General features: G+C 63.0%; 23 protein-coding genes and 1 pseudogene. 19 read left to right on the top strand and 5 right to left on the bottom strand.

The window, feature by feature from the left end:
• Complete coding sequence (locus AX756_RS11650) at positions 1-387, bottom strand: YciI family protein (RefSeq protein WP_068311351.1); 387 nt, start codon at positions 385-387, stop codon at positions 1-3.
• A gap of 102 nt (positions 388-489) precedes the next feature.
• Between AX756_RS11650 and AX756_RS11655 the strand changes: the two genes are divergently transcribed.
• Genes AX756_RS11655 through AX756_RS11690 form a run of 8 tightly spaced genes read left to right on the top strand, consistent with a single transcriptional unit; the run spans position 490 to position 7,338 of the window.
• Positions 490-1,368 (top strand): fumarylacetoacetate hydrolase family protein, encoded by an 879-nt coding sequence (locus AX756_RS11655; RefSeq protein WP_068311353.1) that lies wholly within the window; start codon positions 490-492, stop codon positions 1,366-1,368.
• On the top strand, positions 1,365-2,030 hold the full coding sequence (locus AX756_RS11660) for a malonic semialdehyde reductase (RefSeq protein WP_082739072.1): 666 nt from the start codon (positions 1,365-1,367) through the stop codon (positions 2,028-2,030). Before AX756_RS11655 ends, AX756_RS11660 begins: the two co-directional genes overlap by 4 nt.
• 7 nt (positions 2,031-2,037) lie before the next feature.
• Positions 2,038-2,493, top strand: a complete 456-nt coding sequence (locus AX756_RS11665; RefSeq protein WP_068311355.1) for an OsmC family protein — start codon at positions 2,038-2,040, stop codon at positions 2,491-2,493.
• Between the two features lie 34 nt (positions 2,494-2,527).
• Entirely contained in the window at positions 2,528-3,613 is a 1,086-nt protein-coding gene (locus AX756_RS11670) for a C4-dicarboxylate TRAP transporter substrate-binding protein (protein ID WP_068311358.1), read from the top strand.
• 38 nt (positions 3,614-3,651) lie between these two features.
• Positions 3,652-4,215, top strand: a complete 564-nt coding sequence (locus AX756_RS11675; protein ID WP_068311360.1) for a TRAP transporter small permease subunit — start codon at positions 3,652-3,654, stop codon at positions 4,213-4,215.
• On the top strand, positions 4,212-5,519 hold the full coding sequence (locus AX756_RS11680; RefSeq protein WP_068311362.1) for a TRAP transporter large permease: 1,308 nt from the start codon (positions 4,212-4,214) through the stop codon (positions 5,517-5,519). Before AX756_RS11675 ends, AX756_RS11680 begins: the two co-directional genes overlap by 4 nt.
• A 10-nt stretch (positions 5,520-5,529) precedes the next feature.
• Positions 5,530-6,405 (top strand): dioxygenase family protein, encoded by an 876-nt coding sequence (locus AX756_RS11685; protein ID WP_068311366.1) that lies wholly within the window; start codon positions 5,530-5,532, stop codon positions 6,403-6,405.
• Between the two features lie 39 nt (positions 6,406-6,444).
• Positions 6,445-7,338: an amidohydrolase family protein gene (locus AX756_RS11690; protein ID WP_231701042.1), complete on the top strand. Its 894-nt coding sequence runs from the start codon at positions 6,445-6,447 to the stop codon at positions 7,336-7,338.
• Positions 7,339-7,411: 73 nt separating this feature from the next.
• On the opposite strand, the gene AX756_RS11695 is transcribed toward AX756_RS11690, so the two are convergent.
• Entirely contained in the window at positions 7,412-8,107 is a 696-nt protein-coding gene (locus AX756_RS11695; protein ID WP_068311622.1) for a GntR family transcriptional regulator, read from the bottom strand.
• A 261-nt stretch (positions 8,108-8,368) separates the two neighbouring features.
• Between AX756_RS11695 and AX756_RS11700 the strand changes: the two genes are divergently transcribed.
• From AX756_RS11700 to AX756_RS11715, 4 genes are read left to right on the top strand one after another with little or no spacing between them, the layout of a single operon-like run.
• Positions 8,369-9,403 (top strand): type 2 periplasmic-binding domain-containing protein, encoded by a 1,035-nt coding sequence (locus AX756_RS11700; RefSeq protein WP_068311367.1) that lies wholly within the window; start codon positions 8,369-8,371, stop codon positions 9,401-9,403.
• Positions 9,404-9,457: 54 nt separating this feature from the next.
• Positions 9,458-10,087 carry a TRAP transporter small permease gene (locus AX756_RS11705; protein WP_068311369.1) on the top strand — a complete coding sequence of 210 codons (630 nt, stop codon included), beginning with the start codon at positions 9,458-9,460 and terminating at the stop codon, positions 10,085-10,087.
• Positions 10,084-11,406 (top strand): TRAP transporter large permease, encoded by a 1,323-nt coding sequence (locus AX756_RS11710; protein WP_068311371.1) that lies wholly within the window; start codon positions 10,084-10,086, stop codon positions 11,404-11,406. Before AX756_RS11705 ends, AX756_RS11710 begins: the two co-directional genes overlap by 4 nt.
• A gap of 13 nt (positions 11,407-11,419) precedes the next feature.
• Entirely contained in the window at positions 11,420-11,908 is a 489-nt protein-coding gene (locus AX756_RS11715) for a GlcG/HbpS family heme-binding protein (RefSeq protein ID WP_068311373.1), read from the top strand.
• Here AX756_RS11715 and AX756_RS11720 read toward each other — a convergent pair.
• Positions 11,899-12,531: a cupin domain-containing protein gene (locus tag AX756_RS11720; RefSeq protein WP_068311374.1), complete on the bottom strand. Its 633-nt coding sequence runs from the start codon at positions 12,529-12,531 to the stop codon at positions 11,899-11,901. The genes AX756_RS11715 and AX756_RS11720 overlap by 10 nt on opposite strands.
• A gap of 104 nt (positions 12,532-12,635) precedes the next feature.
• On the opposite strand from AX756_RS11720, the gene AX756_RS11725 reads away from it, so the two are divergent.
• The 7 genes from AX756_RS11725 (at position 12,636) to AX756_RS11755 (ending at position 20,741) form a co-directional block, all read left to right on the top strand.
• Positions 12,636-14,012 (top strand): hypothetical protein, encoded by a 1,377-nt coding sequence (locus AX756_RS11725; RefSeq protein WP_068311375.1) that lies wholly within the window; start codon positions 12,636-12,638, stop codon positions 14,010-14,012.
• A 103-nt stretch (positions 14,013-14,115) separates the two neighbouring features.
• Positions 14,116-15,042 (top strand): TAXI family TRAP transporter solute-binding subunit, encoded by a 927-nt coding sequence (locus AX756_RS11730; protein WP_068311379.1) that lies wholly within the window; start codon positions 14,116-14,118, stop codon positions 15,040-15,042.
• 57 nt (positions 15,043-15,099) lie between these two features.
• Entirely contained in the window at positions 15,100-16,983 is a 1,884-nt protein-coding gene (locus AX756_RS11735; RefSeq protein ID WP_068311380.1) for a TRAP transporter permease, read from the top strand.
• 23 nt (positions 16,984-17,006) lie between these two features.
• Positions 17,007-17,588: a cupin domain-containing protein gene (locus AX756_RS11740; protein ID WP_170307838.1), complete on the top strand. Its 582-nt coding sequence runs from the start codon at positions 17,007-17,009 to the stop codon at positions 17,586-17,588.
• Positions 17,589-17,897: 309 nt separating this feature from the next.
• A complete protein-coding gene (locus AX756_RS11745) occupies positions 17,898-18,686 on the top strand; it encodes a DUF6635 family protein (protein WP_156461472.1) in 789 nt (262 codons plus the stop codon).
• 140 nt (positions 18,687-18,826) lie between these two features.
• A complete protein-coding gene (locus AX756_RS11750; protein ID WP_068311385.1) occupies positions 18,827-19,588 on the top strand; it encodes a DeoR/GlpR family DNA-binding transcription regulator in 762 nt (253 codons plus the stop codon).
• Complete coding sequence (locus AX756_RS11755; protein WP_068311387.1) at positions 19,581-20,741, top strand: MFS transporter; 1,161 nt, start codon at positions 19,581-19,583, stop codon at positions 20,739-20,741. The genes AX756_RS11750 and AX756_RS11755 overlap by 8 nt, the downstream gene beginning before the upstream one ends.
• On the opposite strand, the gene AX756_RS11760 is transcribed toward AX756_RS11755, so the two are convergent.
• Positions 20,738-21,271: an HD domain-containing protein gene (locus AX756_RS11760; RefSeq protein ID WP_068311389.1), complete on the bottom strand. Its 534-nt coding sequence runs from the start codon at positions 21,269-21,271 to the stop codon at positions 20,738-20,740. The two genes, AX756_RS11755 and AX756_RS11760, sit on opposite strands and share 4 nt — an antisense overlap.
• Positions 21,272-21,360: 89 nt before the next feature.
• Positions 21,361-22,568, bottom strand: a pseudogene (locus AX756_RS11765) (aminopeptidase P family protein).
• Positions 22,569-22,798: the final 230 nt, after the last annotated feature.

Below are 22,798 nucleotides of genomic sequence, written 5' to 3' on the forward strand. Positions count from 1 at the left end.
TCACCGCAAGCTCAGTGTCTGGCCGGAAAGGCCGACACTCAGGGTAAAGCTGCCCTCGTTCACCAGCCAGCGGCGGAGATCGTAACGACGCGCTCCACTGCTATGCATCGGATCGGCATCCGCCAGCGCACGGGCTTCCTCCAGCGTGTCGGCACGGTAAATGATCATCCCCTCGCCAAGCAGGTTTTCCCCGGTTTCATCCGACACCGGCCCGGCAAATGCGAGTTTGCCCTGTTTTTCCAACTCTGCCTGGTAAGTGAGATGCGCGGGCAACATCTCGCGCAGCTCCTCTGGTGACTTTGACGGCAACGTCCTCGCCACAAATAGCTCCAGCGCCAAAGCGCCACGTTCGCGGGCTTCTCGCTTATAGTCTGTCCAAGCCGGCATGCTTCTCTCCGCTTTTTTCTACTTCTTTTTAAAATTATCGATTTTATTTGACAACAGTAAAAATAATCCGCAAAAACGGAAGAAATGTTGAGAGGAGCAACCATGCGATTCAGAGTTGGAAAGAGCGCCGCCGGATATGGCGTCCACCTCGTGGACGGAGACAAGGCAGTGAACCTGTCGGCACTGGATCCGGCCATTGGCGAGGACTTGATGTCGCTCGCACGGGGAGAGGTCGATATATCGTCGTTGTCAGAAGCGATCGCAGGCGCGGAAAAAGTCTCCGCGGCCGATGTGACGCCGGCGCTGCCGATCGACTCCCCGGGCAAGGTAATCTGTCTCGGCCTCAACTATGTCGATCACATCAAGGAAGGCGGCTACGAGATCCCGAGCTATCCCGCGCTTTTCATGCGCGGCCGCAATTCGCTCATGGCGGCGGGCGAGCCGATGATCCGCCCCAGTTGTTCCGAACGGCTGGACTACGAAGTCGAGTTGATGGTGATCGTGGGCAAGGGCGGCAAGCATATCACCGAAGAAGATGCGCTCGATCATGTCTTCGCCTACACGGTCTTCAATGACGGCTCGGTGCGCGATTACCAGCGCAAGACACACCAATGGACGCCGGGCAAGAATTTCGACGCTACCGGCGCGATCGGCCCCGATGCCGTGACGCCGGACGAGCTTCCGGAAGGCGCTGTCGGACTGAAGATCGAGAGCCGTGTCGGCTCCGAGATCCTGCAGAGCGCGACAACGTCGGACATGCTCTGGTCGGTGGCCCGGACCATTGCCACGATCTCCGAATATGCCACGCTTGAGCCGGGCGACATGATCGCCATGGGCACACCTCCGGGCGTTGGCCATGCCAAGACGCCGCCGCGCTGGCTGCGCCCGGGCGAAGTTGTCGAGGCAGAGGTCGAAGGCATCGGCATCTGCGCCAATCCGATCGTCGCCGAAGAGGACATCGGCGCCGAGGCCGCCCAGTGACGGCGTTGACCGGAGAGGCGCTGGCGCTGGCGCGGGCCGAGGCACAGGAAGCGGTGCGCAGGGTGCGCGCGGCCTGCCCTCGGCTGGATGGCGCCGCCATTGACCTCATCCTGCGGGATGCGCGCTCTCATTATGCATGGACCGACAAACCCGTGCCGCGTGACTTGCTGGAGACGATCTACGACATCGCCTCAAATGGCCCGACCTCGATGAACTGCTGCCCCGCGCGATTCCTGTTCGTGGAGAGCATCGAGGCCAAGGAGAAGCTCGCGAAATCGCTCAAGGCCAAGAATATCGACAAGATGATGTCCGCGCCGGTGACCGTCATCATCGCCCATGACCTCGAATTCTGGAAAGAGCTTCCGTTCCTCTTTCCCCATGAAGACCGCCGCCCCCATTTCGAGGGCAAGCCCGGGCATTCCGAGGTCACGGCCTTCCGGAACGGCACCCTTCAGGCAGCGTATTTCATGATCGCCGCGCGGGCCGTGGGGCTCGATACCGGGGCGATGTCCGGCTTCTCGAACGAAATCGTGGACGCGGAATTCTTCGCTGGCTCCACACTGCGTTCAAACTTCCTCCTCAATCTCGGCTATGCGGACGAGACGGCACTGTTCCAGAAACTGCCCCGCTTCCCGTTCGACAAGGCCTGCAAGTTCTTGTGAGTGGACCATGGCTATTCGACAGAAAAACGTCGTCACGATCCGAATGTCCGGCAACGCGTCGAGCCATTCCCTTGTGGAGCTCGCAACGCGGGACCTCACATCGAAAATCGACGAACCCGTGGAACGGGGTGGCACCAATCTCGGTTTCTCGCCGACAGAGACGGCCTATGGCGCACTCATCGGCTGCACGAACACCATCGGCCACAAATGCGCCGACAAGCTCGGCGTCGATATCGGCAACCTCTCCTTCGATATGGAAGTTGATTTCGACCGGCGCGGTGTGTTGCTGATGGAGGAGGTCGATGTGCCCTTCACGGCCATTCGCCTCAAGGTGACATCGGACGGCCCGGCAAGCGAGGAGGCGCTTGATCGGGTTGCAGAGGAGACCGCGAAATACTGCGCGATCTCGAAACTTTACCAACGAGCCGGGACCAACCTGGACATCCGCTGGCGCAAGAACTGACGCCGCTACACAGACATCAAGGGAGGACGACAAAATGACACTCTGGACCAAGGCAACGGTATTTGGCCTGCTGGCGGCAACGGCGCTGACAGCACCGGCCTTCGCGGCCGAAAAGATCACCGCGGTGGTGATCGACGGCTACCCCGCCAAAGCGCTCTGGGTGAAGGAATTTTCCGATTTCTTCATTCCGGAAGTCGACAAACGGCTGGCCGAGAGCGGCAATTACGAGATGGACTGGCAGGAGAGCTATGGCGGCGCTATCGTCAAGCCCAAGGGCGTGCTCGAAGGCGTGAAGCTGGGCCTGGGCGATATCGGCATCGTCACCACGATCTTCCACAACTCCAAGCTGCCCAGCCAGGCGCTCGCGGCGGTCACGCCGTTCGTGTCTTCGGATGCGCGTGCAGTGGCCAAGGCGGTGGACGAGATCGCCAAGGAATTCCCGACCATGCAGAAGGAATTCGGGGACGAGAACCAGGTCTACCTCGCCACGGGCGTGGTGCTCGACACCTATCAGCCGTTCCTCAGCAAGCAGATCACCGGCCTGGCCGATCTCGAGGGCAGCAAGATCGCCGGCGCGGGGATGAACCTGCGCTACCTCGAAGGGATCAAGGACGCAGCCGGTGTGCGCGGCGGTCTGACCGACTTCTACAACATGGTGCAGACCGGCCTGACCGACGGTGCGCTGCTCTGGCCGGAAGCGGCCAAGACCTTCAAGATCGCCGAAGTGGCGCCCTACATGCTCAAGGCCGATCTTGGCGCGGTGAATTCCAAGACCATCACCGTCAACAAGGATTACTGGGAAAAGCTGCCCGACGAAGTGAAGGGCGTGCTTCAGGACGTCGCCGTGCTCTACCGTGACCATGTGGCCGGCATTGCCATGGACCGCGCAGGCGAGAGCCAGGACGCCTATGTCGCCGCCGGCGGCACGATCGTCGAGATGTCGGCGGAGGATCGCAAGGCCTGGGCCGACGCGATGCCGAACATCGCGGCGGAATGGGCCAAGTCTCTCGACGATGCGGGAGAGCCGGGCACCGAGATGCTGGAGGCCTACATGGCCAAGCTCAAGGCGGCCGGGTTCGAGCCGGTCCGTGACTGGGCCGCCGAAGCCGCCATGAACTGACACGCCCCGGAACATCGGGCAGAGCCGGAACCACTCACATGAACAACGGGGTACTCAAGACCACCGCGGCCGGCCTGTCGAAAATGGCCAACGGCATCGCCATATCGGCGAATGCCGTTGGCACGATCGTCGTGCTGTTGCTGGTCCTCGTCGTGAACTACGACGTCGTCGCACGCGGCATCTTCAACAAGCCCTTCCTCGGCGCCGTCGAGGTCGTGCAATTCTCGATGGTCCTCATCGTCTTCCTGCAACTGCCCGACGTCGTGCGGGTCAACCGCCTGACACGCTCGGACGGGTTTCTCGCCGTGATCGGCGAGCGCAGGCCAAGGCTCGCGCGCAACATGCGACGGGTCATCAACTTCATCTCCGGTACCTTCATGACGCTGATCGCCATCGCCATCTGGCCGGAATTCACCGAGATGTGGGAGAGCAAGGATTTCTTCGGAATTCCCGGCGTCTTCACGGCGCCGTGGTGGCCGATCAAGCTCGTGATCTTCCTCTCCGCCGCCCTCTGCGTCGTCATATTCGCACTGAAGGTGCTCACCGGCCGAGACCGCCCCGAGATGATCCGCGCACCCGAGCATGAGGAGGCGACGGAATGAGCCCAATCGAGATCGGCCTGACCTCCGTCGGCGCCATTGTCATCCTCGTCTATCTCGGGGTCTATATCCCGATCGCTCTTGGCGTCGTCTCCTTCGTCTCGATCTGGCTGATGCGGGACAATTTCGACCTCGCCATGAACCTGCTGAAGATCGCCGTGGGCGACTCGGTGATGGAATACACCTTCGCCACCGTTCCGCTCTTCACCTTCATGGGGCTGATCGTTTCCAAGGCAGGGCTTGGCGCGGACATTTACGAGGTCATGAATTCCGGGTTCCGGAAAGTGAAGGGCGGAATCGGCATGGCAACCGTCGGCGCCAATGCCGTCTTTGCAGCCGTGACCGGCTCGTCCATCGCCTCGGCCTCGGTCTTTTCCAAGGTCTCCGTGCCGCAGATGCTCTCCTACGGCTACAACCCGCGCTTCGCGGTTGGGGTCGTAGCGGGTTCCTCGGTACTCGGCATGATCATCCCGCCCTCCGCCATGCTGATCATCTATTCCTTCGTCGCCGAGCAGTCGGTGGGCGAGATGTTCCAGGCCGGCATCGTGCCGGGGCTGATGCTGGCGGCGGCCTATGTCGCCTGGATCTGGACCATGGGCAAATTCGCCCCCAGCTATATCGGCGGACGCCCATTCGATGAAACCGAATGGATGAGCTGGGGCGAGATCGCCGAGAAGACCCTACCCATCACCACCCTGATCGTCGTGGTGCTGGGGGGCATCTACACCGGCTGGCTGACGCCGGTCGAGGCAGGCGCGACCGGCTCGTTGCTCGGGCTGGCCATCGCCGTCGTGCGTAAGAAGATCAGCCTTCAGGGGTTCTGGCAGGCGCTGCTCGAGACCGGCCATATCACTGCGGCGATCCTGTTCCTGATCACGGCGGCCTCGATCTACAGCCGCATGCTCGGCCTTGCCGGCGTGCCCAACGCGCTCGGCGATTTCCTTGAGTCCGCGCAGTTCAGCTTTTTCTGGATCATGTTCTTCTATGTGGTGCTGATGATCTTTCTCGGCACGCTGCTGGACACAGCCTCGATCATCCTGATCGTCGTGCCGCTCTTCCTGCCACTGATCGAACCGATGGGCCTCTCGCTCGTCTGGTTCGGTATCATCACCGTCGTCGGTGCCGAAATCGGGCTGCTGACCCCACCGCTCGGCATCTCTTGTTTCGTCATCAAGGCCACGCTGGACGACCACCGCATCTCGCTCAAGGACGTCTTCATCGGCGCCTTCCCCTTCGCGATCGTCATGCTGGTCGTGCTGATCCTGCTGATCCGCTTCCCGTCGCTCAGCCTCGCAATCCTGAACTGAGGTCCCTCACATGCGTACCGTTACCAAGGACAACATCACCGACGTCTTCGCCGCCTATTTCGGAGAGGACACCGATCCGCGCACCCGCGAAGTGCTGATCGCGCTGGCCCGTCACGTTCACGACTTCGCCCGCGAAACGAACCTCACCCATGACGAGTGGCGCAAGGGGCTGGAGTTCCTCGAATGGGCGGGCAGGATCACCACTCCGGAGCGCAACGAATTCGTGCTGCTCTCCGATGTATTGGGCCTCTCCTCGCTGGTCGACATGCAGCACAGCCGCCCCGACGCGACCTCCTCTTCGGTGCTCGGGCCGTTCCACGTCTCCAACCCGCCGCCGATCCCGGTCGGTGGCGACCTCAAGCGCGATTTCGAAGGGGAAGTGCTTCTTGTAACGGGGACCGTGCGCGACACGAAGGGCAATCCGTTGCCCGGAGCGACCATCGATATCTGGCAGACCGCTCCCAACGGCATGTATTCCAGCCAGGATCCGGATCAGGACATTCACTCCTTCCATGGCTTGATGACCTGCGACGAGAACGGCCGCTATGCCTTCACGACCGTTCGCCCGGTCAGCTACACCGTGCCCGATGACGGCCCCGTGGGAGAGATCCTGCGCGCGGCCGGGCGCCACCCCTGGCGGCCGTCGCATCTACATTACATCGTCTCGGCGGAGGGACACCGGCAGCTTGTCACCGAGGTTTTCCCCGACGATGATCCCTATCTGGATCAGGACACCGTTTTCGGAGTGCGCGACGACCTCGTGATGACATACGTTCCGCAGCCGGCAGGCAGTTTCCCGGACGGGTTCGCGCTGTCGGGCCAGGTGGACGGCCCCTATTCCCGCGTCGATTTCGACCTAGTGCTTGCGCCGCTCGGGGCGGACTGACGAAACGGACCAAACCGGGCGCACAGGAGGGCCAACGCGATGAAGTATCTCATGAAGACACACGGGGTTCTGGCCCTGCCCCTTCTGTTCACGCTCTCCTGCGGGCCGGCGGGTAGCGACGAGGCTCCGATTGGTGCCGCGGTCAAGGATCTGCCGATCTTCGATGCGCATATCCATTACAAGGAGCCGGCCTGGGAACCCTATCCGGTCGAGAGCATCATCGAGCTGATGGATCGCAACGGGGTTGCGATGGGGCTCGTCTCTTCGACGCCGGACGAAGGCACGATCATGCTTTGGGAATTTGCTCCCAACCGTATCGTTCCCGAGTTGCGGCCCTATCACGGGGCGGCCAACTCCTCCAATTGGGCCAAGGCGGAGGGAATGGAAGCGTATCTGCGTGGACGGCTGGAAACCTATCCGCATGAAGGGATTGGCGAGTTCCATATCCACCGGTTGGATACCGCGGACGAGCCGCTGTTTCGGGCTGTGATCGGCATGGCGAAGGAGCGGGACATTTACCTTCATGTCCACTCCGGCCCCGAACCGATCCGCTGGCTCAAGTCGCTCGACCGGGAGGTCAAGATCATCTGGGCCCATGCCGGGCTTTCAACACCAGCCGACGGCGTCCATGCCCTGATGACGGAATTTCCGGATCTGCTTGCAGACACCTCTTTGCGGGAATGGGATATCGATGCCGACGGCCGCGGTCTGGACCCGGACTGGGTCCGCATCATCTACGACTTTCAGGACCGGTTGATGGTGGGCTCGGACACCTGGGTCAACAGCCAATGGGACAACTACGACGCGATCATCCAGTCCAATCGAACCTGGTTGGCGAAGCTGCCGCGCGATGTGGCCGAGAAGATCGCGTATCGCAATGCCGAACGGTATTTCGGGCGCCGTATCTCGATGGACCAGATCGGCACACGCTGAGAGCCCGCGATTGCCGTCGTTCGGGACCGGGCGGCGGCAATTTCCGGCCTCCCGTAGGCCTGGCCCGCGAGGTTCAGGGTTCGCCCTCTTCCCGGCTGAACAACCCATTGAGAAACGCGCCGGTCTGGCGGTAGTGGCTAAGAAGCCGTTCCGAAGCGAGATCGGGGTCGCGGTCGAGCGCAGCTTCGAGGATCGCCTCATGCTCGGCCGATACATCGCGCTTCTGATAGTCCAGCGCCTTTCCCGCGAGGTAACGGTAGCGAATGTTCAGATCATAGAGCTGGCTACAGAACTTCATCAGGATTGGAGAACGGCAGTTATCCAGCAGCGCCATGTGGAAATCCTTGTGGCGCGCTTCGAAAGCTTCCAGGTCGGCGCGATCCTGACGGACCATCTTGTGATGGGCGAGCACCAACGCGTCTTCCCAGGTCTCGTCGGCATTGGCAATGCTCTGGCGCAGAGCCATTTCCTCAAGCTCGCAACGCAGCGTCAGGATCTCGACGAAATTCTCGTGACTGGTCTCGGCGGCCCGAAATCCACGCTGATCGAGCCGTTCAACCAGCAGGTCGGACGTCAAGAGGCTCAACGCCTCCCTAACCGGCGACGCGCCCGTATCGAGTATGCTGCGCAACCGGTCGATCTTGAGCTTCTCGCCCGGCTGCAACTCTCCGACGACGATCATTCGCCGCAAGGCCAGATAAGCCTTGTGCGTCGCCGAGACCTCCTGAGACGTCGCATCCGACGATGATTTTTGGATTCCGTTCTTCATGAATTCCATAATATCGTTTTTTCTTTCCTCAGCAATCGATGGAAAGCCCAATCCAGCGCGACCTTGTCGCCCCCAATGGCGACGCCGTCGTCAAAGACGGACCTTCCAGCAGTTTCAGTCCCGTAGCCTACTCCGAATGGCCTCACTTTGGAATTTTTTTAGCGACAAAACAAGGTAATTGAAAAAAAATCGATAAACATGCTATTGTCCGTCGCAAGGCGTGCCAGGTCTGACGCGCCAGCACAAGTCTGGGAGGACATCATGAAACTGCGCACATTCGTTGCCGGCGCCCTGTCGCTCTGCACGATCCTGCCGGCCACCAGTGCACTGGCGGCAAATATCGAAGGCCCGAAGGTCTTCTGGAAAATCTCGATGTGGGGCAATCCGCGGGCGCTGTCCGTCGGCATGGAAGAAATGGCCAGGAAGGCCGCGGAGGAAACCGACGGCAATTTCGAGATCAAGATTTTCTATGGCGGCCAGCTCAGCCAGGCGCGCGAAAATCTCGACGGGCTGAAGCTGAACGCTTTCGAAGGCGCGGCGATCTGCAATTTCTACCACCCGGGCAAGAACCCCGCCTGGATGGTGTTCTCGCTGCCCTTCCTGCCGCTGGGCGACCCCGCGGTCGACAAGGCGGTGCGCTCGAAAATGTTCGAACATCCCGCGATCATCGCCGACATGGAGAAGTGGAACGCCATTCCCTACGTCTCCGGCCTGCTGCCCCAATACGAAGTCCTCGGCAAGGGCAAGCCGCCGATGGAGCTAAGCGATTGGGAAGGGCTGCGCGTGCGGGCCGGTGGCGGCCTCGGCGATGCCATGGAAAAGCTCGGCGCGGTGAAGCAGACACTGCCCGCCGGCGAGACCTCGACCGCCTTCCAGCGCGGCGCGGTCGACGCGGCGGCCTTCCCGTACACCTACGCCCACGTGTCGTTCAAGATCAACGAGGAGGCGGACTGGTTCACCTCGAACATGGCGCCGGGAACCTCCGAATGCGGCTGGGTCTTCAACAAGACCGCCTATGAGGCGCTTCCGCCGCAATATCAGGACTTCCTGATGAGCCAGCGTGACATGGTGATGGACGTAACGCAGGCCGCCTATGCCGCGCAGGATGAAGTGAACCTGCCGATGTTCGAGGAAAACCTGACCAAGGTGACCTATTCCGACGAACAGCTTGCCGAGTTCCGCGAGATCGCCGGCAAGCCGGTCTGGGATGCCTGGATTGCCGAGAACCAGGACAAGTTTGACGCTCAGGGCGTGTTCGACGCCGTCTGGCAATATGCCGAAGAGGCCGCGAAGTAAGACCAATCAGGGTCGCCACCCAGACGTGGCGACCCACTGGCCCAAGGGATGCACATGTCGGACAGTACGAGCTCGAAAGGGGCGCTTGCCGGGGCAAGCCGCACTCTGGCGCCGCTAGAGGACGCCGCCAACATGGTGGCTGCGGCCGCCATTCTTCTGTTGATGCTGCTCGGGGTGGCCCAGATCGTTCTGCGGACGGTCTTCAACACCCCGATCACCGGATATATCGACCTTGTCGAGCTCTCCATGGCCTCCATGGCCTTTCTGGGCGCGGCTTATTGCCAACGGCTCGGCGCGCATATCCGAATGGAGATGCTGGTGGGCAACCTGCGCGGGCGCACGCTCTGGGCAGTAGAGGTCTTTGCCACGTTGGTGGGCCTGTTTATCGTCGGGGTACTGATCTGGTACAGCGCCGGGCATTTCCTGCGCGCCTACACGCTCGGCGACACGACGATTGACGCGGAGTTCCCGGTCTGGCCGTCCAAGTTGCTGGTCCCGGTGGCCTTCTCAATCTGGTGGCTGCGACTGCTGCTGCAGCTCTTTGGCTATTTGCGCCTGTTTCTCGATCCGTCGAAGGCAAAAGTCGCCGTCGTCACGGTCAAGGACGTGGCCGAACAGGCCCAGGACGAAATCCTGGAAGCCACCGGTGGGGATGCCACCCTTGGCAAGGAGAGCCGCAAATGATCCTCGGTATCGGATTCCAGGACCCGTTCCTCGTTGGCCTTCTCGCGCTCGGCCTTCTGTTGGTGCTGATCGTTCTGGGCGTGCGGGTCGTCTTCGCCGCGGCCGTGGTGGGCCTTCTGGGCTTGATCGAGTTGCTGGGTTGGGGGCCGGCGGCGGGCATCGTCGGCACGATCCCACATTCCAAATCCTCCACCTATGCGCTTTCGGTTCTGCCGATGTTCATCTTCATCGGCTTTCTCGCCTTTCACGCGGGGATGACCCAGCAACTCTTCGACGCCGCGCGCAAATGGGTCGGCTGGGTGCCGGGCGGGCTTGCCGTTGCGACGATCTTTGCAACCGCTGGCTTTGCCGCCGTCTCCGGCGCCTCCACGGCCACGGCGGCCGTCTTCTCCCGCGTCGCCATCCCGGAGATGTTGAAATACGGCTATGATCGGAAAATGGCCGCCGGTGTCGTTGCCGCGGGCGGCACGCTTGCCACGCTGATCCCGCCTTCGGCGATCATCGTGATCTACGCCATCATCGTCGAGGAATCCGTTGGCGCGCTTCTGCTCGCAGGCTTCCTGCCCGGCATCGTATCGGCGCTGATCTATGCCGGCATCATCATCGTCTGGGCGATGATCAAGCCCGAGCACGCCCCCGCCGTCACCGGCTATACCTGGGGCGACCGGTTCAAGTCCCTGCCGGGTGTCTCGCCGATCTTCCTCGTTGTCGCGATCATCATCTCGGCCATCTATGCCGGCTGGGCGACCCCCACCGAGGCCGGCGCGCTCGGCGCGGCGGTGGTCTTCGTCATAGCAATCCTGCGCGGCACCTCCTTCAAGTCGATCCGCGGGTCTCTGATGGAATCGGCCAAGCTCACGGTGATGATCTTCTCGCTGATCTGGGGCGTGCTGATCTTCGTCCGGTTTCTCGGCTTCTCCGGCCTGCCCGAGGCCTTCACCGGCTGGATCACCACGCTCGACGTGCCGCCGATGGTGATCATGATCTGCATCCTGCTGGCCTATGCCGTCCTTGGCATGTTCATGGACGCGATCGGGATGCTGCTATTGACGCTGCCGGTGGTCTACCCCGCCGTCATCGCGCTCGGCTTCGACTCGATCTGGTTCGGGATCATCGTCGTGAAGATGGCCGAGGTGTGCCTGATCACGCCGCCCATCGGGCTAAACTGCTTCGTTGTGAACGGAGTGCGGCCCGATATCGCGCTGACGGATGTTTTCCGGGGGATCGCGTTGTTTTTCGTGGCCGATGTCATCACCATCGCCGTGCTGCTGGCCTTCCCCGAGATCGTTACCTGGCTGCCGGACCTGATGCGAAACTAGAAGGAAACTCCCGATGCGCCTGCAAACCAGCCTGCCGCTTGCAACCGCTTCCGCCATTGTCGACGAGGCCTTGCGCCTGGGCCGCGAAGAAGCGCTCCTGCCCCTGACGGTGGTGGCGCTGGATGCTGGCGGCAAGATGGTGGCGATGAAATGCGAGGACGGTTCGGGGATCATCCGGTTCGATGTGGCCTTCGGCAAGGCCTGGGGCGCGCTCGGCATGGGCATTTCCAGCCGGTTGATCCGCGACCGCCTGTCGAACCGACCGACCTTTCAATCCGCGCTCGCGACGGCCTCCGACGGCCGCCTGATCCCGGTGCCGGGGGGCGTTCTGATCCGCGATTCGGACGGGATCACCATCGGCGCGGTCGGCATCAGCGGCGACACCTCGGACAAGGACGAGTATTGCGCCATCAAGGCCATTCACGCCGCGGGGCTCGCCTCGGAGCCGGCCGAGCCCGACCCGGGTTGGCGCAACTCCTCGCTATCGGATCATTACCCTTGAGGCAGGCGGACCACCTGGTCGATATGCCGGTGGGTCACCTGCATGCGCGGCTTCGCGGCGTCGGCCGCGTCCAGGATCCGAATGCTGGGCTGCCCTTGCAGCGCGACCGGCAGCACCATGAAACGCACGAAGCCGGACTTGCCGTGGGTGTCGCTCGCCGTCGCCTTGACCGGCGAATCCGCCGCCTCGAACCAGCAGTCGCCGGTCCGCATCGTGGCGCGGTGGTCGTCGGCCTGCAATTCGAGCTCTCCCTGCAAAAGGTAGCGGATGCCCGGCCCGGGATGGACATGGCGCCAGGCATTGGCACCGGGCGGGAAGGTCACCGTGTCCAGCCGCAGCAGAACCTGCTCCGGCGCGATTTCGACCTGCTCGACATGGAGCAGGCCATCGGGCTCCGGGGCCGTCTTGCTCAGGCTGAAGCGCAGCCAGCTAGCCGGTCCGCCAATGGCCCGGACCTTGCGGCTGGCCCGCAGGAACTGGGCGCTGCCGGGCGTCTGGCAAGGCGTGTCCTCGACCTTTGGCGTTCCCCGCACCCGCCAGAGAGCCCCGAAGAGCGCCGGCATCTCCAGGGCCTTGTCGGCCTGGATCGTTTCACGATGAAGGGACAGGTAGAATTTCGACACTGCGGCATTCCTTTCACTGGCCTTTCTCTGGCAATCCGCCGAGGCTAGCACGACAAAACCGACAGTAGGGTATTTTTATCGATGTTTCTTCCGAGCCCGAAGCCATGACATTCGCCGGGCGGCTGCCTTTGGTCACCCTCGTGGTCACTTGCGCTGCAGTACTGGTGCATCTCGTTTTCGGCTGGGAGCCCGCGCTGCTGGCCGGGCGGATCGGTTTCGTGGGCATGTGTCTGGCCGCGATACCGCGCTACACGCTGCGCGAATGGGCTCTGAGCCTGCTGGCAATCGGCTGCTCCGTCGCATTGCTGCTGCAGGGGGGCGACGCGACGAAACTGCTCTATGCGCTCGACCTCGCGGTCTTTTTCGGCTGTTTCATTGCCCTGTTGACCCTGCTCAAGGAAGCGGCCGAATGCTCCGACTCGGTGTTGCAGGTCGGTCGTTTCCTGACAACCCAACCCAGCGGACGGCGCTACTACGCCACTGCATTCGGTGGGCACGCGCTCGCGGTTTTCCTCAACTTCGCCGCAGTCAGCCTCATGGCGCCGCTGATCCAGAAGGGCGCTCAGGACAATTCCGGCCGGATCGACCCGGACCTTGAGCGGCGCCAGATCTCCGCCTTGTTGCGCGGATTCTCATGGTTCGTGATCTGGGCGCCGACATCTCTCGCGCAGGCCGTCCTGTTGACGCTGTTTCCAGGCGTGGACTGGCCCTATCTGGTCGCTCTCGGGCTGGGCACGGCCATCTTGATGACGCTGCTCGGGCGCGCACTCGACCGTTACGAGTGGCGGCACGCGGTCCAGACCGGGCGTTCCGAGAGCCCGCCCGTCCCGCGCCGCGCCTTCGCGGTTCTGGCCTTTGTCTGCGTATCCCTGATCGGAACCACCGTCGTGATCGAGGCGCTGGCCGGCTATACAATCGCACAATCGCTGATGCTGGTGGCGCCGGGCGTGACGGTGATCTGGTTCGTCCTTCAGGGAGCCCCCTTCGAAACCGACAGCCCCTTGCAGCGGTTCGCAGCCTTTGGCGCGGTGCTGGACGAGGCCGCCCCGTCCCTGCTGCGCACGGCGGTCGTGCTCGGCCTTTCGGGCTATATTGGACGTACGGCGGCCTATGTTCTGCCCACGGCGGAAATAGCGCAGTGGCTTGAGTTGCATTCGGTCTCGCCCTGGGTTTTCCTCGCCGCCCTGCCGATCCTGGTGACGCTCGGCGGCCAGATCGCGCTCAGCCCGATCCTGTTGGTCGTCTTCTTCGGGGAACTGGTGCACCAACTTCCCGAACTGCCGGCCGATCCCACCCTGATCGTCTTCTCGCTCTCGATTGGCTGGGCACTTGGCATGTCGGCCTCGCCCAATGCCACCGCTACGCTGCTCGTCTCGGCGATCTGCAAGATCCCGCCAACGACGCTGACCTGGCGGTGGAACAGCCGCTATGCCCTTCTGTGCTATGCCGCTTTCCTGGTGATGCTGACGGTACTTGTGTGACCGAAAGGATCGGCAATTCAGCCGTATGTTTAAAAAATCGATATAAAATTGATTTGTACAGTTTTATCGCTTAGCCTTCTCTGAAGAACACAGGGAGGAAGCGATGTTCAAAGCAACCAGACATCTGGCCGCCATTGCAGCGATCGTGCTGAGCGGCGCCACGGCCACGGCCGAGGAACTGCGGATCGGAACGGCAAGCCTCGGCGGGGCGTTCTACCCGATGGGCCAGTCGATCTCGAATCTCGTGAACAAGTATGCCGGCGACGGGATCTCCATGGTGCCGGTCGTCACCGGCGGCTCGGTGCAGAACCCGCGGCTGATCGACAGCGGCGAGGTCGAGATCGCCATCACCAACAACAACCTCGCCGTGCTGGCGACCAAGGGCGCGGGCCCCTACAAGACCGGCGCCATCGACATTGGCGCGGTTGCGGCCCTGCACCCCTCGGTGCTGCACATGATCGTCCTCGACGGCTCCGAGATCCAGACCATCGAAGACCTGAAAGGCATGCGCGTTGCCGTAGGGCCGGCGGGCGGGGGCACGCTCGGCTTCCTGAATTTCCTGCTGCCGCTGCATGACATGTCGCTGGAGGACATGACGCCCTCCTTCCTGTCCTATTCCGACGGGTTCAGCCAGTTGGCCGATGGCAATGTGGACGCCGCCTTCGCGCTTTCCGGCTACCCGGCGGGTGCGGCGATGCAGGCCGCCGCGGGAAGCAAGCTGCGGTTCATATCTTTCTCGGACGGGATGCTGGAGAAGGCGCTCGAGTCGAACTCCGCCTACCTGTCGGTCGAGATTCCGGCCGATATCTATGGTACCGACGCGCCCGGCACCGTTATTGGCGTGAACAACATGCTGATCGCGCCCAATTCCATGGATGCCGACGTCGTGGAGAAAATCACCGCGGCGATCTTCGATCATCTCGACGAGTTGAAGTCCGAGAATGCGAATGCAAGGCAAATCGACCCGGCGATGTCGACCAAGCTCGCCATCCCGCTGCATGAAGGCGCCGCACGTTACTTCAACAAGTAAGTCGCACCGCGCGGGCGGGGTGTTCACCGGCCCGCGCACCGATTTTCCGAGGACATGATGAACGCAAAGCTTGCGGAAACCTGGCTGGGGCCGAAGGGCGGTATCGTCCGTATGGTGGCGTTCCTGTTGGGCGCCTATCATCTGTCGGTCGTGTCCGGTCTGCTGTCAGTTTCGACCATGCCGATGCGGGTGACCCATGTTCTGCTGGCCTTCTGCCTTCTCTTTGCCTCGCGCCCGCTGGCCGAGAAACTCGCCGGAACGCGGCTGAACAAGCTTGTCTCGACGTTGCTGATCCTGGCCACGATCGGCGCGAGCGGCTGGATGCTGATGCGCTGGAAGCCCATCGCCTTCAGTGGCGGTCTGACCGAGCCGGGCGATTTCTACGCCGGGCTGATCCTCATGGCGCTGGTCTTCGAGGCGGCGCGGCGCGCCGTTGGCACCATCCTCGCCGGCATCGCGCTTCTGTTCTTCTGCTACCCGTTCCTGAGCCCCTACCTGCCCGGCGTGCTGAGCGGGCGTGGCTACAGCCTGGAGCGGATGGTGTTGTTCCTGACCACCGACACGCAGGGCGTTTACGGCATCCCGGTCGGCGTGGCGGCGACCTATATCATCACCTTCACCATCTTCGGCGCGCTGCTGTCGCGCTTCGGGGCGGGGGATTTCTTCTTCGAGGTCTCGGTTCGACTGACCCGCGGGCTGCGGGCCGCGAGCGCCAAGTCCGCGGTGCTCTTCTCGACCCTGATCGGCATGGTCTCCGGTTCTGCAGCGGGCAATGTCGCCGTCACAGGCACCGTCACCATCCCAGTGATGAAGCGCGACGGCTATGCCCCGCACCAGGCCGGCGCCATCGAGGCCGTTGCCTCCACCGGCGGGCAGTTGATGCCGCCGGTCATGGGGGCGGCCGCCTTCATCATGGCCGAGATCGTGGGCGTGCCTTACACGCAGGTAATGCTGACCGCGCTCCTTCCGGCGCTCCTGTTTTTCGGTTCTGCCTTCATCGTCGTCCACCTTCAGGGCGTGCGGAACGGGATCGAAGCCTCGACCGAGGCCGGCGGCGATGCCCGCTCGATGCGCCGGGTCCTGTTGGACGGTATCCCCTTCATCGGCGCTTTCGCAGCGCTCATCACGCTCATGCTGGTCGGCTACTCGCCCTTCAAGGCCTCGCTCTGGGGCATGGTCGCGCTGCTCTCGCTCGACCTGGCCGTCAAGCGCCGGATCGACCGGGAATGGCTGGGCAAGATCGCCGGCGGCATCACCGATGGCGGACTTGGCGTCATCACCATCTCGGCCGCCTGTGCCGCTGCCGGCATCATCGCCGGCACGCTTGGCATTACCGGGCTCGGCTCCAAGATCGCCATCCTGATCGACGCCGCCTCGCACGGCAGTCTCCTGCTGGCGCTGCTCTTTACCATGATCACCTCGATCATCCTTGGCATGGGCCTGCCGACCACGGCCGCCTACCTGATCCTGGCCACCGTCGTCGCGCCCGCACTCGTGAAGATGGGCGTGCCCGCGCTCACCGCGCATTTCTTCGTCTTCTACTATGGCTGCATCTCGACCATCACGCCCCCCGTGGCGTTGGCGGCCTATGTGGCGGGCGGCATCGCCGGGGCGAATATCAACAAGGTTGGCTGGACGGCCGCTGCCTATGCCAGCACCAGCTTCGTGTTGCCCTTTGCTTTCGTCCTCTCGCCGGGGCTTCTGCTGCAAGGCAGCGCCGTCGAAAACCTCATCGCGGCCATCACCGGCGCGGCAGGCATCATTGCCATTGCCATTGGCGTCGTGGGGTGCCTGCGTGCTCCGCTGGACCGGATCTCGCGCCTGCTCGCATTGGCCGCAGGCTTCGGATTGCTCTTTCAGGGCTGGGTCACAGCACTCGTGGGCGTAGCGCTGCTGGGTGCGGTATTCCTGCGCGACCGTCCCCGGACTTCTGAAATCTGACGAACATTACAGGGAGAACCTTCATGCACCGCGAATTCCGCCGGGTTGTCACCGGCCATGACGAAACCGGCAAGGCCATCATCGAATCCGACATGACCGCCTTTCACTTCCTTGAACGCCCCAACCGGCCGGGCGTCCGGCTGACCAATTTCTGGCTCTCCAACGGGACGCCGGCCGAATATGACGGTCCGACCGAGACATGCGAAGGCCCGTTCATCCTGCACCCGCCCAGCAATGGCAGCGTTTTCCGCTGTGTCGAGTTCCTTCCCGAAGACCCGGACGTGCTGGCCAAGCTCGATGGCAAGGCGGCCTTCGCCGAGATGGGCGCGGGTGCCAATATCGTCGAAGGCGCGCGACACCCGTTCATGCACCGCACGGATTCGCTCGACTACGCGGTGGTTCTCTCGGGCGAGATCATGATGCTGATGGATGACGAGGTTGACGACGTTCACCTCAAGGCCGGCGATGTCGTGGTGCAGCGCGGCACGAACCACGCCTGGTCCAACCGCTTCTCGGAGCCCTGCGTGATCGCCTTCATCCTGATCGACGGGGTCACACAGAGAAATGCGCCGGAGGACCACCGGAAGGGCATTCCCGACAGGTAGGAGCATTTCCGACTGGAGCGAAACGCGGCTTCATACGATCTTTCGGGGCATTACGGGACGCGACCATGCACTCTGCGGACACGGCAGCACGCCATAAATTCAGCGACATACGAAAAATACGAAAATAAAGGCCGCGATAGCCCACTTGGATGGCACGGGCATTGCCATTAAGTTGACTCCTCAGCGGAGGCCGCGCTTTTTACGGCACGCCGGTCGGCAAAAAGGATTGCCGGTCTTTGCAGCGGAACCGCCTCACTACACGCCCCCCGGGCGATGAGCGAGCGCGTTTTCCGAACAGGTTGGGACCAGATGCACGACGCCGGCGACCATGAGGGAGTGAACCGCTTTGTCCGGAAACATTTCGGTGTTGTCGGAACGTTTCGGCTGCATCGCAACGCGCTCGGATGGGATTTGCTTTGCGCGCCTCTCAACGTGTTGCTCGCGCCGATATTCCTGCTTTCCCGCCTTGCCGCGCTGCTGCTGTCCATGCTCGGCCTTCGCCGCGGCAGTCAGTGGATCCTGCGGCAACCGATCTTCCTCCACTCGGCCGTCGCGCGCGCCGTCGAGCAGCGGGTCGAAACGGAGCTTTGGCCCCCCAATACACCGATGAACGAGCGGCAAAGGCGGTTGCTGCGGGACTATACCAGCGTCCGGACCTCGGTCTCCGAGATCTTCACCACGCTCGTCGTGCTGGCGCTTGGCTATTTCATGTTCCGGAACCCGACGCCGGGCGTCGTCTCGCTGACCCCGTTCGTGTCCGACTACATGACCCAAAGCTCGGCGATCGCACATTTCCCGCTCGGACAAGGTCTCGGCAACCTTTGGTACGGGGTCTTTCCGCCGGAACGCTCGATAACCTACGTGATCACAGTTGGCGTGAGCCTCGCAGCAATCGCCTCGCTGGTGACGACCTTCGCCGGCATCATCGCCGACCCGCTGCAGGTGCATCTCGGCATTCACCGCCGCCGCCTGCTGGGCCTGCTCCTCAACCTGGAGGCAAATGACGCGATCGGGCCGGTCCTTGCGCGGGAACATGCGCTGGCGCGGTTGGCGGATCTGACCGACGCCGGGGTTAGTCTGTTCCGAATGCTGCGCTGACAGGAGCGGATCCAGCACGAGCGGATCGAGGGTATGCTCCGAGGAAAAAACACGTCAGCTCTAGCCGCCTTGCAGAGGGTTGCAAAAATCTGCGCTTATATGCAAATTACCGCAAATTGCAGCAAGGCGCGACTCGCCCCATGGACCCTATCCTGAACAGCCCCGAAGCCCGGCAGGGCATTCTGAAAACCCGCGCGGCGTCTGGCGCACCGCTCGTGCTGGTTCGGCTGGCAGAGGAGTTCGGCGTCTCTGCCGATACCATCCGCCGTGATCTTCTGGCGCTGGAGGCCGAAGGCGCGGTGCAACGGGTGCGCGGTGGCGCACTGCCCGTCTCGCGACCTGCCCCGCCGCTGCGCGAACGTCAGCAAGCCAGCCAGGAAGTGGCGGACCGCATCGCCGCGGCGGCGCTCGATCTGGTGCAGGACGGCATGGTTGTGATGTTCGATGGTGGCACGACGCTGGCGCGGTTGGCGCGCGCCTTGCCGCCCTTGCCACGGGCACTTGCCGTGACGCCTTCGCCTGTCGTGGCAACCGAATTGCTCGCCCGAGGCACCGAAACCATCCTGATCGGCGGGCGGCTCTCTGCCTTCGGCGGCGTGGCCGTCGGGCATGAGGCGGTCGCGGCCGTGTCGGATATTGCCGCCGATCTCTGCCTGCTCGGGGCCTGCGGGTTCGACCCAGAGTTCGGCCTCGGGGCAGACGATGCCGACGAGGCGGCGCTGAGCCGCGCCATGCGGGCCGCGAGCAGCCGGGCCGTGGTGCTGACAGGCGCGGCAAAGCTGGGCCGCCGCGCGCGCCACCGCGTTTGCCGCTGCGATGCGCTGGACCTGCTGGTGACCGACGCCTCGCCCGAGCTAGCCGCCCCAATTGCTGAAACCGGCCTGGAAATCCGCCATGTCTGATAGTCTCTTCCCTCGCGTCTCCGCCTTGCGCAGCCCCTGGCGGGCCGTTGCCGCGGCCTTTGCCTTCAACGGGATCTTGCTCGGCATCTGGGCCTCCCGCATTCCGGCCGTTGTGGAGCGCCACGGTCTGAGCGAGGCACAGCTTGGCCTGCTCCTGTTGTTCATGGGCTTGGGAGCGCTGGTCTCGTTTCCCCTGGCGGGCCGGCTCGCCGACAGCCTCGGGGCGGTCCGTGTCACGCGCGCGGTTTCGGCGGCCTATGTCTTCACACTCCTGCTGATCACGCTGGCGCCATCGCCCGCCTTGCTCGGCGCGGCGCTCTTCGTCTTCGGCATGGCGCATGGTTCGATGGACGTGGTGATGAACACCTGGGCAACCGAGGTCGAGAAGCATATGAAGCGCTCGGTCATGTCGTCCTTCCACGCCATGTGGAGCTTCGGCGCCGGGATCGGGGCAGCCACCGGCTATGCCGCAACACGCCTCGGCTGGTCGATCGAGGTGCATTTCATCCTCGGCTCGCTCCTCTCGGCCGGGCTATTGCTCCCTTTCCTGACACTGCCCTGGACCTCCGCAACGCGACCGCACGATCCGAACGCCCCTGTCTTTGCCATTCCGCGCGGCGCGTTGGTGCTGGTCGGAATTATCGCCCTTTCCTCGGCCGTGGGCGAAGGTGCCGTCGCGGATTGGAGCGCCGTCTACCTCTCCGATGTCGTCGGAACGGACCAGTCGCAGGCCGCGCTCGGCTTCACGGTTTTCTCGGTGACGATGGTGGCGATGCGGCTTGTCGTGGACCGACTGGTCCTCCGGTTCGGACCGGTCCGCATGGCGCAGGCCAGCGGATTGCTGGCAGCATCTGGGTTACTGCTCGTGGTTGTATTCGCCACCCTGCCGATGACACTGGCAGGTTTCGTCCTGATGGGGCTTGGCTATGCTGCGGTCTTCCCGCTCGCTTTCAGCCGTGCCGCCATCGACGCGAACGTGCCACCAGGGCAGGCCATCGCCTCGGTCGCAACGCTTGGCTATGGTGGGCTGCTGCTGGGACCGCCGGTGATCGGCTTCGTGGCCGAGGCCAGTTCCCTGCGCCTTGCCTTTGCCCTGCTGGCGATTCTCGCCCTCAGCATCACGGGTTTCGCCCGCGTGCTGGGGCGCGGTTAGGGCCGTATCTCGCGCCGCGCGCGGATCACCAATGCTTCGAAATGCGCGAGCGCCTCGGGCGGGCAATGGGCAAGATCGGAAACCACCCGAGCGGACCATTCGACATAGTCCAGCCTGCGCGCATCGTTCCAGTCGGCTGGCGGCGTTTCGATCACGGAGCGGCAATTGCTGCTCTTGTCGGCAAGTTTCACAAGGCAGGCGCGCGCCGATTTCTTCGCGGCGTTCACCACCTGCAACCGCTTGCGCTCCGCCTTGAGCAGGGACTTGTCATCGGTCAATTCGGCCACCACCGAGGCAACCTCGGCACCGAATGTCTCGGCGATTTCCTCTGCTGAAGTCGGCGGACAATCCTCGACGGTATCATGCAGCCATGCGGCGCAGATCGCGATTTCGTCGCCGCCAAACCTTTCGGTCAGGGCCGAGACCTCCTCGAGATGGATAAAATAAGGGCTGCCCTCGGCATCCTTGCGCACCTGACCCGCGTGGCGGGTCTCGGCAAAGCTGCGGGCGGCCAGAACCAGATCGGTCATGGCATTCTCCGTTTTCAATTGTCGGGAAGCGGAGACAATCCTGTCTCCACCCCAAACCTATGCCGCAACGGCCAATCAGGCAAGTGCGACTATCCGACCACGTTGAAATCCGGGCCGTAGGGATAGCCGGTAATGTCCTCGCAGCCATCCTCGGTAATCACGAGAATATCGTGCTCGCGGTAGCCGCCAGCGCCCGGCATCCCCTCGGGCAGGGTCAGCATTGGCTCCATCGAGATCACCATGCCCGACTCCAGCACCGTGTCGATATCCTCTCGCAACTCCAACCCGGCCTCGCGACCGTAATAATGCGAGAGCACGCCGAAGGAATGGCCGTAACCGAAGGTCCGGTATTGCAGCAGGTCGCGCTCTTCAAAGAAGCCATTCACACCCCGGGTAACCTCAGCACAGGAAGCCCCCGGTTTGAGCAGCGACATGCCCAACTCATGCGCCCCGACATTCGCCTCCCAGATCGCGCGCGAGGCGTCATCCACCTCGCCGACGAATAGGGTGCGCTCCAGCGCGGTATAATAGCCGGAAATCATCGGAAACGTGTTGAGCGACAGGATATCGCCACGCTGCAACCGGCGCCCGGTCACCGGGTTATGAGCGCCATCGGTGTTGATGCCGGACTGGAACCAGACCCAGGTGTCCCGATACTCGGCTTCCGGGAAACGCTTGGCGATTTCCAGCTCCATCGCGTCGCGCCCGGCCATGGCGACATCGATCTCGCGGGTGCCCTCGTGGATCGTATCCCGAATGGCGTAGCCGCCAACGTCTGCGACAGCAGCCCCCGCGCGAATCAACTCGATCTCGGCCGGGCTCTTGCGCATCCGCTGCGCCATGCAGGCCGGCGCGATGTCGATGGTCTCGGGGGGGAGAGGAACGCCGCGAGCTTGCCAGAAGCCGCGATCGTCAGGTGGTCGTCTTCTACGCCGATCACGCGCCCGGCCCCGGCCACCTGCGCTACCACACGCCAGAAATTGTCGCGGCTCCAGTCGGTATAGGTGAGGTTGTCTCCCACGCAACGCCGCCAGGGCTGGCCGGCATCGATACCGGCAGAGATGGTTACGCAATCCGTTGCGGTCACGACCAGCCCGTAGGGTCGGCCAAAGCTGCAATAAAGAAAGCCCGAATAATAGGCGATGGAGTGCATCGAGGTGAAAACCGCGGCCTCCACGCCTGCTTGCGTCATGATGGCGCGCAAGCCGGCGAGGCGTGCCTCATATTCGGAAGCGGAGAAGGGAAGGCTGGCCTTTTCGCCGTTGTGAAAACGGTAGGATTGCGGGCGTGTCGTCATGTCGACCTCCGTTTCGGGGCCGAAACTTGCCGGACCCCTCGAAAGAAAGGTCCCGGCGTTCAGGACGGAAAAGCCATTGGAGGGACGACGCCATCGTCCCGGCTGTCGGCAGCGTTACAGAAACATTGAGGAGATACCAGACGGCTGTTTCGATCGTCTTTCACCAAACATCCTAGGGGATCGCTCGCAAGAGCGCGGGGGCAAAGCCCCCTGCACGCCCCGGAGTTGCG

This window comes from Aliiruegeria sabulilitoris (assembly GCF_001558155.1).
Taxonomy (GTDB): Bacteria; Pseudomonadota; Alphaproteobacteria; order Rhodobacterales; family Rhodobacteraceae; genus Tropicimonas; species Tropicimonas sabulilitoris.

Coding starts and splice junctions, on each gene's coding strand:
- AX756_RS11650 (WP_068311351.1), bottom strand. CDS start 387: ATGCCGGCTTGGACAGACTATAAGCGAGAAGCCCGCGAACGTGGCGCT.
- AX756_RS11655 (WP_068311353.1), top strand. CDS start 490: ATGCGATTCAGAGTTGGAAAGAGCGCCGCCGGATATGGCGTCCACCTC.
- AX756_RS11665 (WP_068311355.1), top strand. CDS start 2,038: ATGGCTATTCGACAGAAAAACGTCGTCACGATCCGAATGTCCGGCAAC.
- AX756_RS11670 (WP_068311358.1), top strand. CDS start 2,528: ATGACACTCTGGACCAAGGCAACGGTATTTGGCCTGCTGGCGGCAACG.
- AX756_RS11675 (WP_068311360.1), top strand. CDS start 3,652: ATGAACAACGGGGTACTCAAGACCACCGCGGCCGGCCTGTCGAAAATG.
- AX756_RS11680 (WP_068311362.1), top strand. CDS start 4,212: ATGAGCCCAATCGAGATCGGCCTGACCTCCGTCGGCGCCATTGTCATC.
- AX756_RS11685 (WP_068311366.1), top strand. CDS start 5,530: ATGCGTACCGTTACCAAGGACAACATCACCGACGTCTTCGCCGCCTAT.
- AX756_RS11690 (WP_231701042.1), top strand. CDS start 6,445: ATGAAGTATCTCATGAAGACACACGGGGTTCTGGCCCTGCCCCTTCTG.
- AX756_RS11695 (WP_068311622.1), bottom strand. CDS start 8,107: ATGAAGAACGGAATCCAAAAATCATCGTCGGATGCGACGTCTCAGGAG.
- AX756_RS11700 (WP_068311367.1), top strand. CDS start 8,369: ATGAAACTGCGCACATTCGTTGCCGGCGCCCTGTCGCTCTGCACGATC.
- AX756_RS11705 (WP_068311369.1), top strand. CDS start 9,458: ATGTCGGACAGTACGAGCTCGAAAGGGGCGCTTGCCGGGGCAAGCCGC.
- AX756_RS11710 (WP_068311371.1), top strand. CDS start 10,084: ATGATCCTCGGTATCGGATTCCAGGACCCGTTCCTCGTTGGCCTTCTC.
- AX756_RS11715 (WP_068311373.1), top strand. CDS start 11,420: ATGCGCCTGCAAACCAGCCTGCCGCTTGCAACCGCTTCCGCCATTGTC.
- AX756_RS11725 (WP_068311375.1), top strand. CDS start 12,636: ATGACATTCGCCGGGCGGCTGCCTTTGGTCACCCTCGTGGTCACTTGC.
- AX756_RS11730 (WP_068311379.1), top strand. CDS start 14,116: ATGTTCAAAGCAACCAGACATCTGGCCGCCATTGCAGCGATCGTGCTG.
- AX756_RS11735 (WP_068311380.1), top strand. CDS start 15,100: ATGAACGCAAAGCTTGCGGAAACCTGGCTGGGGCCGAAGGGCGGTATC.
- AX756_RS11740 (WP_170307838.1), top strand. CDS start 17,007: ATGCACCGCGAATTCCGCCGGGTTGTCACCGGCCATGACGAAACCGGC.
- AX756_RS11745 (WP_156461472.1), top strand. CDS start 17,898: ATGCACGACGCCGGCGACCATGAGGGAGTGAACCGCTTTGTCCGGAAA.
- AX756_RS11750 (WP_068311385.1), top strand. CDS start 18,827: ATGGACCCTATCCTGAACAGCCCCGAAGCCCGGCAGGGCATTCTGAAA.
- AX756_RS11755 (WP_068311387.1), top strand. CDS start 19,581: ATGTCTGATAGTCTCTTCCCTCGCGTCTCCGCCTTGCGCAGCCCCTGG.
- AX756_RS11760 (WP_068311389.1), bottom strand. CDS start 21,271: ATGACCGATCTGGTTCTGGCCGCCCGCAGCTTTGCCGAGACCCGCCAC.